At 61.4% G+C, this 13,783-nt stretch carries 13 protein-coding genes; 8 read left to right on the top strand and 5 right to left on the bottom strand.

The genetic code is table 11. The features are described 5' to 3' along the window. Window positions 1–205 precede the first annotated feature (205 nt). The 8 genes from D3242_RS26250 to D3242_RS26215 all read left to right on the top strand — a co-directional run bounded on the left by D3242_RS26250 (window position 206) and on the right by D3242_RS26215 (window position 8,507). Window positions 206–1,945: a putative bifunctional diguanylate cyclase/phosphodiesterase gene (locus D3242_RS26250; RefSeq protein ID WP_020628984.1), complete on the top strand. Its 1,740-nt coding sequence runs from the start codon at window positions 206–208 to the stop codon at window positions 1,943–1,945. 175 nt (window positions 1,946–2,120) lie between these two features. Continuing rightward, on the top strand, window positions 2,121–2,636 hold the full coding sequence (locus tag D3242_RS26245) for a hypothetical protein (protein WP_027047220.1): 516 nt from the start codon (window positions 2,121–2,123) through the stop codon (window positions 2,634–2,636). A gap of 2 nt (window positions 2,637–2,638) precedes the next feature. Further along, window positions 2,639–3,817, top strand: coding sequence for a class I SAM-dependent methyltransferase (locus tag D3242_RS26240; RefSeq protein WP_019860248.1), 1,179 nt, complete (start codon window positions 2,639–2,641; stop codon window positions 3,815–3,817). Continuing rightward, window positions 3,814–6,180, top strand: a complete 2,367-nt coding sequence (locus D3242_RS26235) for a SpoIIE family protein phosphatase (RefSeq protein WP_064986245.1) — start codon at window positions 3,814–3,816, stop codon at window positions 6,178–6,180. Before D3242_RS26240 ends, D3242_RS26235 begins: the two co-directional genes overlap by 4 nt. 2 nt (window positions 6,181–6,182) lie before the next feature. Beyond that, window positions 6,183–6,743 (top strand): slr1658 superfamily regulator, encoded by a 561-nt coding sequence (locus tag D3242_RS26230; protein WP_019860250.1) that lies wholly within the window; start codon window positions 6,183–6,185, stop codon window positions 6,741–6,743. Between the two features lie 18 nt (window positions 6,744–6,761). Further along, on the top strand, window positions 6,762–7,100 hold the full coding sequence (locus D3242_RS26225) for a slr1659 superfamily regulator (RefSeq protein WP_019860251.1): 339 nt from the start codon (window positions 6,762–6,764) through the stop codon (window positions 7,098–7,100). Window positions 7,101–7,444: 344 nt separating this feature from the next. Next, window positions 7,445–8,086 carry an ATP-dependent DNA ligase gene (locus D3242_RS26220; RefSeq protein WP_223217874.1) on the top strand — a complete coding sequence of 214 codons (642 nt, stop codon included), beginning with the start codon at window positions 7,445–7,447 and terminating at the stop codon, window positions 8,084–8,086. A 118-nt stretch (window positions 8,087–8,204) separates the two neighbouring features. Further along, window positions 8,205–8,507, top strand: a complete 303-nt coding sequence (locus D3242_RS26215) for an Hpt domain-containing protein (RefSeq protein WP_080643801.1) — start codon at window positions 8,205–8,207, stop codon at window positions 8,505–8,507. 15 nt (window positions 8,508–8,522) lie between these two features. Here the strand turns inward: D3242_RS26215 and D3242_RS26210 are convergent, their stop codons facing one another. From D3242_RS26210 to D3242_RS26190, 5 genes are all read right to left on the bottom strand, one after another. Continuing rightward, a complete protein-coding gene (locus D3242_RS26210) occupies window positions 8,523–9,950 on the bottom strand; it encodes a glycosyltransferase family 2 protein (protein ID WP_064986241.1) in 1,428 nt (475 codons plus the stop codon). Continuing rightward, window positions 9,947–10,984, bottom strand: a complete 1,038-nt coding sequence (locus D3242_RS26205) for a HEAT repeat domain-containing protein (protein WP_064986239.1) — start codon at window positions 10,982–10,984, stop codon at window positions 9,947–9,949. Before D3242_RS26205 ends, D3242_RS26210 begins: the two co-directional genes overlap by 4 nt. Window positions 10,985–10,986: 2 nt before the next feature. Further along, window positions 10,987–12,744 carry a YaiO family outer membrane beta-barrel protein gene (locus tag D3242_RS26200; RefSeq protein ID WP_064986238.1) on the bottom strand — a complete coding sequence of 586 codons (1,758 nt, stop codon included), beginning with the start codon at window positions 12,742–12,744 and terminating at the stop codon, window positions 10,987–10,989. After that, window positions 12,744–13,136, bottom strand: coding sequence for a response regulator transcription factor (locus tag D3242_RS26195; protein ID WP_019860258.1), 393 nt, complete (start codon window positions 13,134–13,136; stop codon window positions 12,744–12,746). Before D3242_RS26195 ends, D3242_RS26200 begins: the two co-directional genes overlap by 1 nt. A 257-nt stretch (window positions 13,137–13,393) precedes the next feature. Continuing rightward, window positions 13,394–13,780, bottom strand: coding sequence for a response regulator (locus tag D3242_RS26190; protein WP_080643975.1), 387 nt, complete (start codon window positions 13,778–13,780; stop codon window positions 13,394–13,396). Window positions 13,781–13,783: the final 3 nt, after the last annotated feature.

Below are 13,783 nucleotides of genomic sequence, written 5' to 3'. Positions count from 1 at the left end.
CCGTCAATCATATAGCCAATTCCCGCCAATTTTCGATTTAGTAACCAACTGGACTGTTCATCGTTGTCGCCGCCAACCGCAGCGGAGCATACATTGCAACTACGCCGCGTCGGCACTTGTTAAGACTGCAAGTGGAAAGTTTGCCAAGTCTGGCGGTTATGCTATTTCTACATTTGGGGGACGTGGATTCGCACCGAGGTGGTTCTTGCACCCAGAGGCATCAGGCGTCGGCTCGGAGAGTGAGGGGCCTTCCTCAAGCGATGCTCCGCGTCCGGGCGAAGCGCTTCTCGCTGACCTTTTGGCGAACACGACCGAACTCTTGTCGTTCTATGACCGCGACTTCTGTCTCACACACTACGCAACCAAGCTCAAAGGCGTATACGGAGGCGTGGTGGCGACGGGCGCCGCCATCTGGGCGATCTACCCGAGCTTCCTCGATGCGAGGTGCCGCGACGAATTTCTTCGGGTGTTCCAGGGCGGCTCTCCGGCAAGCATCGACTTGCCGCCATCATCGGGCGAAGCGCCCCGGTCCGTTTTCGTCTTCGGCACCGCAAATGGTGTGGGGATCATCGAATCAAGGAAGCATGGCGGGCGAAGCGCGGCGGAGGAGCAGGAGCATGGAATTCTGCTCCATCTGGCGACGCATGACGTGCTGACTGGACTGCAGAATCGGCGGCGATTCGGCGAGCAGTTGCAGCAGGCCCTGGCGACCCTCGGTGAACCAAAGCCGAAAGCCGCCCTGCTGCAGATCGACCTTGACGATTTCAAATCGGTCAACGATACGCTCGGCCATGGAGCGGGCGATACGCTTCTTCAGCTGGCTGCGGGCCGTATCCGCGACGCGCTGCAGGACGGCGAATCCGCGTACCGGTATGCCGGCGATGAGTTCGCTGTCATCCAATTGGGAAGGGAGCAGCCAGCAGAGGCTGAGCGCCTCGCCGGGTCGCTGGTCGACGCCTTCAAGATCCCCTTCGTCATCAACGGCATCCCCGTCTTCGTCGGCTCGAGCATCGGAATTGCTTTCGGGCCGGAACACGGGACCGATGGCGAGCAGTTGATGAAAGCCGCTGACATTGCTCTTTACGCAGCCAAGACAGATGGACGCGGTTGCGCTCGAACATTCAACCGCTCGATGCTGCTCTTACTCGAGCAACGCGAGAATCTGAGGCGCAGCCTTCGAACCGCGCTGGAGCGGGGCGAGCTTTATCTGGAGTATCAGCCGCTCATTCGCCCTCCCGCGTCGGTAATCGGTTTCGAAGCGCTGTTGCGGTGGCGGCACCCCGAGGTCGGAATCATTCCTCCCGGCGTGTTCATACCGATCGCCGAAGCCGACGGCCTGATGGATCAGATTGGACGATGGGTGCTCGAGGAAGCCTGTCGCCAGGCATTGACCTGGCCTTCCTCGCTGACAGTCGCAGTCAACCTCTCGCCGGCTCAGTTCCTTAGCGGCACGCTGACAGACACGGTCGCTCAGATCATCGATGCAGTTGGAATCCGGGCAGACAGACTTGAACTTGAGATAACGGAGACGGTTCTTCTTGAGAAGACGATCGACAATATCGACACGTTAAATACTCTGAATGTCTTAGGAATACGAATTTCGCTCGACGATTTCGGAACATACTATTCGTCGTTGAGTTACCTCAAGAACTTTCCATTCGACACATTGAAGATAGACCAATACTTCATTGCAGACCTAGACACCGACCTCAAGAGCCAGACGATCGTGCGATCGATCATAAGTCTGGCGCACGGCCTGGGAATAAGCGTCACCGCCGAGGGGGTCGAGACGTCGGTACAGGCACGGTGGCTGATCAAGGAGAACTGCGATTGCCTGCAGGGCAATTTCCTGGGTCGGCCGCTCGGAGCCGAGGCGACCAGCGATTTCATCAGGCGGTCCCCGCTGAGAGTGGTACGCGCGATGGAGGCAAATCGGGCGGTCTAGCGCCTTGCACTCTTTGTTAACGGTGAAATGGAGATTTGTAGAAACGATCGAGGCAGATACCGCACAATTCTTCGAGTCGGTGCGAGACTGGCTCATGATGGGCGCGGTGAAATTTTCCATCTCGGAGGTCATGGCTCAACCAGGGCTCATATCGACGAAACAAGGGAATATGCCGATGGGACCTGTTCAACATGACCTGGCTGGCGAGCCGACGTTTGAGCCCATGATCCAGGTCGACATGGAAATCAAGGCTTTCGTCTCCGCTTGGAGACACTGCGACTATGTCTCGACATACATGGCGCGGATGATCAGTCAAAATAGATCAGACTCGGTCCGGCATTCAAATCTCTTTTCCTCTGCCTTTAACGAACTGCTGGAAGTCGCCTTTCGCACGCGCCTTGCCGACGGCGAATTGGCGTGCAGGGTGTCTCGCCATGGCGCCACGGATAGGATCGAGCTGACATTCCCTTGCCTGCCAGGGGAGCGCCAATTCTACCAAGAGGCCCTGTCGCAAGTCGCAGCATTCGAGGCCAAGGAGCGATACCTTAACTCGGTGTCTGGGGATCTTGCGCCCAGCCGGGAGATGGTCCTCCTGGAACTGGCTGTCGACTACAACGCGACACTCTGGGTCGAGGAAGCCGACGGCGATGCAATCAAGCTTGTCGTGGATCTTCCGCTTGAGGGCCAGTAAAATTGGGCCCGTACGACCTTCTCCCGCGCTTCAAGGCGCAATACGACGCGAACAACCAGGAGTTCTCCATATCGGGGGTGGTCCGGCCTCAGGCGATCGATGAGCTTGGCCCCAGCATAGCATTGCTTCGCGATGCGATCGGTCGTGTGCGCGGCGTTCTCTATGTCAATGTCAGACGCCTGACGCAGATGAACAGCGCTGCGTTTCACGCCTTTTCGAGGATCATCATCGATGCCTGCCGCGCTCGCCCTGATCTCAAATTCGTCGTCATCACGTCAAGCGTCGTCGGATGGAGTTCGCGAAAATTCCGTCGCTTGAGCGGAATCGAACCGAACATCACGGTCGAGGAGTATGACAGTCAATTCTATCCGGGGCAGGGCTTCCTCGAGGAAGGCGCGTTCGTTCCGATCCTGCGCACGCAAACAAAGATGACCTGGCGCCACGAGCGCGCAATCTTGCCGCGACACGGCATGAGGCCCGGGATCGTCATGGCCGACATCTGTTGTGGGATCGGAGATTTCGCCGTGCTCGTGCAGAAGGAGTTCCAGCCGTCGCGGATCGTCGCCCTCGACCACTCCATGTCAAGCCTCAGCTATGCTCGACGCGTGATGAAGGAGTTCGATATCCGGGGCATCGAGTATACCTATGGCGATGCATCGGAGATGCTGCTCGACGAGGCGCAGTTCGACCTGGTCACCTGCCGGCATTCCCTTCAAATCTTCAATCGGCCTGAACTCATCCTCAAGGAGCTCTACCGCATATGCAAGCCGGGCGGGCGGGTCTACATTACCAACGAGAAGAATTCGCATTGCCTCGGCGAGCCGCGCGCCGAAAGCATTCGTTGGACCTACAACGAGGTGGCGAAGCTGTTCAGGCATTTCGAGATGGACGTCGAGCTCGGGCCCAAGAGTCGGCGATACCTGGTCGAAGCCGGGTTCGAAGATATACGTGTGGAGTCGTTCATGGTCACTAACCTTGACGGCGATCCGCAGGACTTCGCCGATGTCATTGTGGCCTGGGCGGATGTCTATGCGGGCGAGATGGCGACCCGACGCGGCGACGGACCGGAGTTCATCGCACGGTTCCGGCAGGGCTTCCAGGACCACATTTTCGCTGCACTCCACCCCAAGGGTTACGCGGGTTGGCCGATCTGGGTCGCATCGGGGCAACGGCCACAATGAAAGCCGACAATGAGCCCACACCGCGCTTCGGCCTGCGCTCCTTTCGAGCGAAATTCGTATTGGTCGTTGGCGGCGCCGTCCTGTTCGACCTCCTGCTGAGCGGCGGTCTGGCGCTTTGGAACGTTCAAAAGCTGTCGCGCGATGCCACATCCGAAGTCGGTGAGGGCCTGACGACCGCAAACCAGGAATACATTCGTTCCTATGCGCAATCGACGGCGTTGAGCGTCGACCTGTTGCTCGATCGGGTTCATGGCGACGTCAAGGCGCTGGCCGGCGTGCTGCAGGCCCAGATCGACGATCCGAGTAGGCAGCAACAGGTCGGAGCGACGCTTTCGCATCAGGCGCCCGGCTCCGTGAAGATCGTCTACGACGCGCAGGGCAATTGGGCGCAGAATCTGCCGGGCGCGCCTTCCGTGGTGAGCGTCTGGGGCTACCTGCTGGGTGCCGACCATACCCCGCTACCGGGCGTTCAGAAGGAGATAGAAGACAGTACCGTGATCGATCTCGTCGCGCCGACCCTCATGGCCAGCGGGTCGTCCAAATTGCAGATGTACTATATTGGTCCAAAAGAACGGCCCATCTTCAGGACGGTTCCGTATACGGACCAGGCGCAGACCTTCGACAAGCTCTATCCGGGCCACAACAAGGCGGAGTTCTGGGAATTCTTCTTTCCGGGTATCTATGGTTCATGGCAGCAATGGGCCAAGGATCCTGCCTCCCGTCCGGTTCCTGACGACATTACCCAGACAGCGCCTTACACGGATGCGATCACGGGAAAGCTGATCGTCAGCTTTTTCCACCCGCTGTGGACGCTTGATCGCACCGGTATCGCCGGCACGGCGGGAGCAGACATTACGCTCGATCAGCTGGCGGAAGTCGTCGAAAGGGTGAAGATCGCTCAAACCGGATTCGGCTTTCTCACGATGTCGACCGGCAATGTGGTGGCGATCAATCCGTCTGGCCAGACGATCATCGGCCTGACTTCATCGAGCGATGCCGGCACGCAGGGCGTCACCGGCTTGGAAAGGTCTCTGCGGGGAAGTACGCAGCCGGCTATCGCGTCGCTGCCTCTCGACCAGAACAATGACGGTGTCATCCAGCACATCATGCTCGACAACAAGGGCGAACACGTTCCCTACATCGTTGTCCTCAAGAGATTGAAGCCGACCAATCTGTGGAGTTCGGGACCGATTAAGTCCGAAACGATGTCGGTCGGGATCGTCGTTCCCGAACGGGAGATCTATGCGTCCCTGTTCGCCGCGCAGGAGAGTATTTCGCGCGCAACCAATCGCATCCTGCTGTTTCAGGTCGGTGCGATCATCGTTTCGCTTCTGATTGTCTTTGCGGCCGTGCTCGGAATTTCGAAGCGGATCACAGCGGGCCTGAGGGCGCTTGCCAGTGCCGCCCAGAAGCTCCAGTCCAAAGATTATTCAGTGCGCGTGAGCATTCCAACGCGCGACGAGGTTGGAGCGGCAGGGATTGCCTTCAACCGGATGGCTGAGGAGATCAGCTTTCACACTGAAAACCTCGAGCAACTCGTCGACGAACGAACCAAGGAGTTGGGGGACGCCAATCAGGAGATTTCCGCACTCAACGAAAAGTTGCGGGACGAGAACGTCCGCCTCGGTGCCGAACTCGCGGTTGCCAGACACATCCAGATGATGGTCCTGCCGAAACCAATCGAACTCGAAGCGATTCCGGGGCTGGAGATCGCAGCGTATATGCGGCCGGCAGACGAGGTCGGCGGCGACTACTACGACGTTCTGCAGAACGGTTCACGGGTCAAGGTCGGCATTGGCGACGTGACCGGTCATGGTCTCGAAAGCGGCGTGCTGATGCTGATGGTCCAATCCGTCGCACGCGCGTTGCAGGAGACCAACGAAGCGGATCCGCACCAGTTTCTGGATCGGTTGAACAGAGCGATCTACAAGAACATTGAGCGGACGAACACCGACAAGCATCTCTCGCTGGCCTTCCTTGACTTTGAGGATGGACGGGTAACGCTATCCGGCCAACATGAGGACGTTCTTGTCGTCCGTGCGGGCGGGGAAGTCGAACGTATCGACACGCTTGATCTGGGTCTGCCGGTTGGTCTGGAGAGTGACATCTCGCCGTTCATTGATACGTATGACATCAAGTTCGGGACCGGCGACGTGATCGTGCTGCACACCGACGGTGTGACCGAGGCGGAAGACCAGGACAGAAGGCTGTTCGGGTTCGAGCGCCTTTGCCAGAGCGCACGAAAACGTCAAGGCGGGAGCGCAGAGGAAATCAAAACCGGAATCGTCGAGGATCTGATGGCCCATATCGGAATCCAGAAGATCCATGACGACATCACCCTCGTGATCATAAGGCACACATAGAAATGACCACGCTGTTCGGCACATCTGAGCTTGCTATCGGGACGATGGAAGGTGTCAGTCGTGTGCGGCTGTTCGACGGACCACTCGACTTGAGTTGGCGTCATTGTGCCACGACCTCGGACTTCTTCGCCGATCTTTTTGCGTTGCGCTTTCAGGCGTCCCGCAATGACTACAGGGAAGTGCACCATAGCATCGGATATCTGGTCAACGAGCTCATCGAAAATGCCGTCAAGTTTCGCGCACAAGGTGAGATCGTGATCGAGGCATCGATGGATTCGGAGCACTTCAAGCTCAAGGTGTTGAATGACGTCGATGGTGATGACGTGTCCGAGTTCCAAAGTCTCCTGGCGAACATCACGGTTGGCGACCCCAAGGACCTGCTGATACAGCGAATCGAAGCGAATGCCGCGAACCCCGACATGGCAGGCTCCGGACTCGGATTGCTGACGTTGATGAGCGACTATGGCGCACGCATGGCTTGGATATTCAGCACCGCCGACGAAAGCGATCGGATTTGCCTGGAGACATATGCCTCCATTCCGATCTCGCAAACTCACAACTAGCTGAGGCGAAGCCAGTCTATGGAAATCAAAACAGACGACTACCGCGTGTGGCTTGAAGGAAGCGATATTTTTTTCGACGGTGTCATGCGGCTTGCCAGTTCCGAAGCCGGCGCGCCTATCATGGCCCTGGCGACCAGTGTTCTTGCCTCAAATCCCTCTTCCATGACGCTCAACTTAAAGGACCTTCACTTTCTCAACTCTTCTGGCATCAACCTGCTGGCGAAATTTACCATCGAGGTGCGCAAGCATCCCGATGTTCGGTTCGTCGTGCGTGGAACGCCCGACATACCCTGGCAATCGAAATCCTTGCCGAATCTGAAGAAGCTGCATCCCGCCCTGGTGCTTTTGATGGACTAAGGTCTGTTGACATTCAGGTGAGGTCGGCCTGCGAACGGCGACTTCCCGCGCTTCCTGTACTCAAGTAGCTAAACGTACGCTCCGTTCCGGTTCTCGGAACCCGCCATTCTCGGCTCGGCCTGACCTGAATCTCAACGGACCTTAACCTGGTCGCCCGAAATCAGCCTACGGACTGCGTACTACAAGAGTGACGCACCGAGTGAGATATGTACTCCATGACAAGTATTTGGATGCGAAGGTAACGACAATTCGGCCTGGTGCGCAGATGCTGGCAATGGCTCGGCGGGGGCTCGGCACAGGCGGCAGGCGTCCATGTTGGGGGGATGTCGGGCTGCCTGTGCCGATTGGCCGCCGTTGCGCGATCAAAGGTGGCGTCATTGAGTAAGCGTGCCAAGGCGACCGGCCGCCGGCTGGAGTTCATTCCGCCGCAGATCCCGACTTGCGTCGAGGAGCCGCCCGGAGATGAGGGATGGGTTCACGAGGTCAATCTTGACGGCTACCGAACGCAGATCATCATCGATAAAGGCGGCGTGCGCCTCTACAGCAAGAACGGCCGTGACTGGACCACCAAATATTGGCCCATCGCGCTGGCTGTCGAGCTGCCATGCCAGGCCGCCATTATCGACGGCGATGTCATTGTGCCAGACGAGGAGGGCGCCCACGATTGCCCTTCGCTGGAAGCCGCGATCTGGAACGAACCGAGCCGGCTCGCGTTCGTCGCGTTCGACATCCTCCATCTCGACGGTCGCAATCTAGTCTCCTTGCCCCTCCTGCAGCGCAAGCAGGCGCTACGGCAACTGGTTGAGCACGGCCTCGGCAAGATCCAGTACAGCGAGCATTTCGAGAGCAGTGCGCCAGCGATCTTTCGCGCCATCGAGAAGGTGGGGCTCAAGAGCATCATCTCGAAGCGCGCCGACAGCAGCTACACGAGCGGACCGTCGAACACATGGTTGAAGGCCAAATACTTCGAGGAGGCCGATTTCTGAGCATCGACGACGCTTCTGGCGCAACCGCGGCCTCGGGCAGTCCTCGGGCAGAGGTCGTGCGCGACAAGCAGCCAGTTCAAACCTACCCCGCTTTCTGCTTGAATAGTTTCGACATCCCATTGGAGCACCACCCATCTCAAACGATCCTTTCGCCCCCCTGCGGCAACGCTTCCTTATCCGGTGCGCCGATCAGCTCGGGCAGCTGAAGGCCATCGCATGTGAGGGCGGCCCTTTGCCCCGGGAGGCGGGCGATCCGCTGGTCAGGATAGCGCACTCGCTGGCGGGTGCTGCCGGAACGTTCGGCTTTCCGGGTATCAGCGCACGAGCGTCCGAGCTGGAGACGCTGCTGATCGAGCAGCCGCACGCCGCCCGCGCCGCGCTCGAGACGCTTATCGCGGAGATCGAGCGCACTCTGGAATGACGCGGCCGGCCGGGCTCATTTCTTGGCGCCGGTCAGGCCGGTTCTAGTCATCTCGCCCCACCCCTGGTTGCCGCGCAAATATTGCCACCAGCCCTTCACGCGCCAGAAATTGTTGAGCTGGCGGTAGCCGAAATTCTCGATCACGGCGACGGCCGTCAGCACGGCGAGGTCCCTGGCGCGTGGAAAACGCTGCAATTCGGCCTCTTCGAGAACCAGGGAACACACGCTGACGCAGACGCCGTAGGTGAAGATGAGCGAGGTGAAAGCCAGCAGATACTCGGTCGACAGGATGCCGAGCAGCCAGAATGCCGGGATCAGGATGTAGCCCAGCACCTCCGCTACCGGCCCTAGCACGTCGACAACCAATATGTGACCGAAGCCGAGGAAGCCGACGCGGCCATAGCGCGGATTGAACAGCATGGAGCGGTAACGGAAGAAGCATTCGAGCGCGCCGCGCTGCCAGCGCGTTCGCTGCCTGGCAAGCACGCCCAGCGTCTCCGGCGCCTCGGTCCAGCACACCGGCTCCGGAATGAACTGGATGCGGTATTTGCGCCCGGCATCTCTCATGTGGCGGTGCAGCTTGATGACGAGGTCGAGGTCCTCGCCCATCGAGCCCTTGGTGAAGCCCCCCACCGCCACCACCTCCGTGCGGCGGAACATGCCGAAGGCGCCGGACACCAGCATCAGCGTGTTGATGCGGCTCCAGGCCAGCCGGGCCATGAGAAAGGCCCTTAGATATTCGACGACCTGGAGCAACGGCAGCAAGCGGTTGGACAGGTGGATCTCGCGCACCCTGCCGGCTTCGATCCTCGATCCGTTGGCGATGCGGATCGTGCCGCCGACGGCGATGGTGCGCTCGGGGTCGTCGATGAAGGGCTGGGCGGCGCGCATCAGCGCATCGGGCTCGAGGATGGAATCGCCGTCGATCACGCAGAAAAGCGGCGCGCGGCAGACATTGATGCCGGCATTCTGGGCATCGGCCTTGCCGCCGTTTTCCTTGTCGACCACGAACAGCCGCTCGGTCATCGGCGAGGAATAGAGGCCGCGGATCGGCTCGTGCGCCAGCGCCTCCTCATAAGGCCGGCGGAATTTCACCAGCTTGAAGGCCTCGATCAGGCGCTGCAGCGTGTGGTCCTTGGAACCGTCGTTGATGACGATCACCTCGAAATTCGGATACTCGAGCGCCAGCATCGAATGGACGCTCTCGACCACGTTCACTTCCTCATTATAGGCGGGTACGAGGAGCGCGATCGGCGGCGCGACATCGCCATAGCGGTGCCACAGCAGCGCCGAGCGCGCGACCGGCGGGCGCCTGGAAAGCGCGTAGGCCGCAATAATGAGCTGCAACAGATAGATCGTGGTCTGCGCCAGCCCTGCCCCGATGATGAACCAGGACAGAATGGAGGCGGCCAGAACGATCTCGTGGCTCCAGTCGGACATCATGCGGCCGGCCCCTCGGCAAGGATGAGCGAGGCGGTGCGCTGGCTGCGCGAGACCTCGCTCGCAGCGATGTCACGCAGCAGCCGTTCTCCCGGCTGGCCAAACGAGCGCAGCGCGTTGGCGGCGGCATAGCGCACTGTCCATGCCTCATCGTCCATCAGCGCAGAGAGCGGCGCGGCGAGCCCGGCGAGCCCGAGGCGCCCGGCCGCATCAGCGGCGGCAGCGCGCACGTCCCAGTCGCCGTTGGCCATCGCGCTCGCCAGGATGGCAGGCGCCTCGGCGTGCCCGGTGAGGCCCAGCGCGCGTAGCGCCGCGGCGGCGACCTCGGGCGATTGATCACCGGTGGCGCGGGCGAAGAAATCGGCGAAATGGAACCCGGCGGCATGAGCCAGCGCGTCGATCGCGGCGGCCCGGATGAAGGGTATCGCGTCGGTGCGCGCGGCATGATCCCTGAGCTCCTCGAAGCGCGCCGGCGGAAAGCGCCTGAACAGCTCGATCAGGCGCCGCGAGCGCTGTCCCGCCACGCCGACCTTGCCCAGCGCGATATCGAGCGGCGGCAGGCTGCCGAGATCGCAGAGCGCGATGGCGGCGGCGATCCTCACCTCGCGCGAACGATCACGGTCGAGCGCCGAGAGCAGGCTCGCCACCGCGTTTTCCGAACGCAGCGCAGCAAGCATCTCGGCCGCGTGCATGCGCTCGGCGCTGTTGCCTTTTTCCAGCTGCTTGCCGACAAGCGCCGGCAGGCCGCATTCGTCGAAGGCGGCAAGGACGTCGTCATACTCCTCGCCGCGAAGCAGCGAAATGAACTCGAAGCCGGCATCGATCGCCACGCCCGCCGGCACCGCGAGCAACACCACCTTCAAGGCCTCGCGGTCCCGGTTTTCCGTGAAGGCGATCAGTGCCGTGTGAAGCTGGCGCCGCTGATCGATCTGGGCCCTGCCTCGGCGTTCCTGCAGCACCCGGCGCGCGATCAGGAACAGCATGATCACCAGGGAAAGGGCGCTGAGCAAAATGGAAAGATCCCAGATGTACCACATGATCAGAACCGCGCGGTCAAGCCGAGCCCGAATGTGCTTCGGTCGAATGTCGGGCGTTGCTCATGTGCGATACTGGCGCGGAGCGTCAGCGGATCGTTGACGTCCCAGGAGATGCCGCCGAAGACGGTGCGCGTCGGCACCAGCGTGCCGTCGGAGATTTCGGGGGCGTCCGCATAGCCGCCGAACAGGTTGAAGCGCTGCGTCATCGCAAGGTCGGCCCTAAGCACATAGCCGTCCGCGCGCGTGCCGATATCGTCGGCCGCATGCACCCAGCGGGCGGAAAGCCCCAGCCGGCCGTCGAAGATATAGGCCTGCACCCAGGGCGAGACACTGGTGACGTCTGTGTCGGTGAAATTGTCGTAGCGGGTGTCGATGTTGAGCGACAAGGGGCCGAACGCCTTCGCCGCCGCCATAACCTGCAAGGACGCGCCGGCGCCGATCGAATAGCGCGCCAGGAAATCGGCGTCCGGCGTCACCGCGGCGAGCGCATAGGCGGAGAAGGCAGGCGAGAAGGCCTCGTCGATGCGGCCCTCGATCTGAACGTCGGTGCGGCCGAAGCGGGTTGCCACGCGGGTGCGGCCCGAAATCGTCGTGCGCGGCGACAGCCGATAAGCAAGGCCAGCCGAGCTGTCGGTCCAGTCTCCCAGCCCGTTGGTGAGATCGCTCACCTCGGTGCCGAGGTCGAGCCGCCATTTGCGCGGGGGTGGCACGGCCAGTCTTTTCTCGATGTCGGAAGAGCCGGGCTCGATGGCGAGCGCCTCTCTGTAGGCCTGCCGCGCTGCATCGTCGTCGCCTTGGGCGCGGCGCACATCGCCGATCCCCACCAGCGCCTCGGCATTGCGCGGATCGATCGCAAGCACGCGCTGGAACGACTGCCCGGCCCGCGTGTAGTCGGCCTCGAGCAGGGCGATCTTGGCATCGAGGTCGAGCGCCTCCACATTGTCCGGCGACGAGGCCAACACATCATCGACCAGCGCGCGGGCGCCCGGCACGTCGCCCTGCCAAATCGCCAGGCGGATCTTGCCGATCCGCGCGTCGAGAAGGCCGGGCTTTATGGCCAGCGCCCGGTCGAAGAAATGCCCGGCTTCGTCGAACCGCTGGCTGGAGCCCACGATAAGGCCAAGGGCGACCAAGATGTCGGTGTTCTTCGGCGCCAGCCCAAGCGCGCGGCGATAAACCTTCTCCGCTTCGGGCAGCTTTCCCGTTGTTCGCAACCGCCGACCTTGCTCCATCAGGCCGGCGACGGGATCGTGCCGCCGGAGGGGCGGTTTCGCCCTCGGCGCCGGGGCCGCCACCGACGCCTTCCTCGCTTCACTGCCGGCGGCCTCTACGGCCTTGCGGATGTTCTCTACAAGCGCGGCGACGTCGGCGTTGCCGGGCTGGGCGCGCGCCACCGATTCGGCGAGCGGCAGCGCGGCATCCAGATTGCCCGAACGGAACTCGATCTCGGCCAGGCCGAAGCTGGCATCTTGATAGGTCGGAGCAAGGGAAAGCGCCTTGGAAAAGGCGTCGCGCGCCGCCGCCAGATCGTTGCGGCCGAGCTCGGCGAAGCCGAGCTGAACCAGGGCATCGGCGTTGTCGGGTTTGAGCGCGAGTGCGCGCCGAAGCAGATCCACCGCCTCGTCGAAATGCCGGGCCTGCCTGGCTTTCACGGCGGACGCGTAGAGCTCATCGACCGTCTGCGCAAGCACCGCACCAGGAGTGGCCGCGATGGCCAGGATCAGGCATGCGGCAAGCGCTGTGCGCCGGCTGCGCCTCATCAGCGTTTCCCATTCTTGCGCGCGATCAAACGCGCCAGCCGGGCCAGCAGTTCCTCGGGGATGAATGGCTTTACCAGATAGTCGTCAGCGCCCTTCTCGAGGGCCGAGACGATGTCCCTTTCGGCCTTGCGGGCGGTCAGCATCACCACCGGCGTGTCTGACAGGGCCGGGTCGCTCTTGAGGCGAGCCAGCACCTCCAGGCCGTCGGCCTTGGGCATCATCGCGTCGAGCACGATGATGTCGGGTCCCTCCTGTTCCGCCTTCGCCAGTGCCTCGGCACCGTCCACTGCCGTGATGACCTCGTATCCCTTCGCCCTCAGCCTGAATTCCATCAGTTCAAGCAACAAGGGGTCATCATCGCAGATCAGAACTCTTGCCTTCGCTCCATTCACCAGTGCTGCTCCGGTTCACGCCTCGTGCCCCCCGGAGTGATCAACCCATGAACCGACATCCGCCAATGCGGTCCATGCAAACAAGGCCGGTGCGGGTCTCCCGCGCCGGCCGATGCCGCGCAATCATAAATAAAACCGATTCGCGACGGCCGTATTTCGATACAATCAGTAGATGAATATTGGGGTATGGTATAGGTGCCCTAAACGGCAAACGGAGCTTGCTGACAGGCTTCTTGCCGCTGCCTTCGACCCAGCGGCTACGCGCGCCCGGGATGCTCCGAGAGCAGCTTCCTGACTTCGCCGGCGAGGGCCAGCGGATCGAAGGGTTTGGCGATGACGCCGATCGCTCCCATGGCGAGATAGCGCTCGACCTGATGCGTCTGGGTGCGCGCGGTGATAAAGGCCACGGGTATCGACGCCGTCAGCGGTGAAGCAGCCAGGCGCTTCAGCGTCTCCGGCCCGTCCATGTCCGGCATCATCACGTCGAGCAAGATGAGGTCGGGATGCCATGCGGCGGCATCGGTCAGCGCCGCGGCGCCCGAAGAGCAGGACCGCACCTCGAATTCCGGCTCGAGTTCCAGCGACATCTGAGCGATTTCGCGGATATCGTCCTCGTCATCCACGTAGAGGATTCTTGCCGGCATGAT

This window comes from Mesorhizobium jarvisii (assembly GCF_003601985.1).
Taxonomy (GTDB): domain Bacteria; phylum Pseudomonadota; class Alphaproteobacteria; order Rhizobiales; family Rhizobiaceae; genus Mesorhizobium; species Mesorhizobium jarvisii.
The sequence above is the reverse complement of the archived record's forward strand: the minus strand, read 5'-3'. Positions and strand labels throughout refer to the sequence as shown.

Excerpts from the sequence above, each read along its gene's own strand:
- D3242_RS26245 (WP_027047220.1), top strand. The coding sequence starts at position 2,121 with ATGGGACCTGTTCAACATGACCTGGCTGGCGAGCCGACGTTTGAGCCC.
- D3242_RS26235 (WP_064986245.1), top strand. The coding sequence starts at position 3,814 with ATGAAAGCCGACAATGAGCCCACACCGCGCTTCGGCCTGCGCTCCTTT.
- D3242_RS26230 (WP_019860250.1), top strand. The coding sequence starts at position 6,183 with ATGACCACGCTGTTCGGCACATCTGAGCTTGCTATCGGGACGATGGAA.
- D3242_RS26225 (WP_019860251.1), top strand. The coding sequence starts at position 6,762 with ATGGAAATCAAAACAGACGACTACCGCGTGTGGCTTGAAGGAAGCGAT.
- D3242_RS26210 (WP_064986241.1), bottom strand. The coding sequence starts at position 9,950 with ATGATGTCCGACTGGAGCCACGAGATCGTTCTGGCCGCCTCCATTCTG.
- D3242_RS26205 (WP_064986239.1), bottom strand. The coding sequence starts at position 10,984 with ATGTGGTACATCTGGGATCTTTCCATTTTGCTCAGCGCCCTTTCCCTG.
- D3242_RS26200 (WP_064986238.1), bottom strand. The coding sequence starts at position 12,744 with ATGAGGCGCAGCCGGCGCACAGCGCTTGCCGCATGCCTGATCCTGGCC.
- D3242_RS26190 (WP_080643975.1), bottom strand. The coding sequence starts at position 13,780 with ATGCCGGCAAGAATCCTCTACGTGGATGACGAGGACGATATCCGCGAA.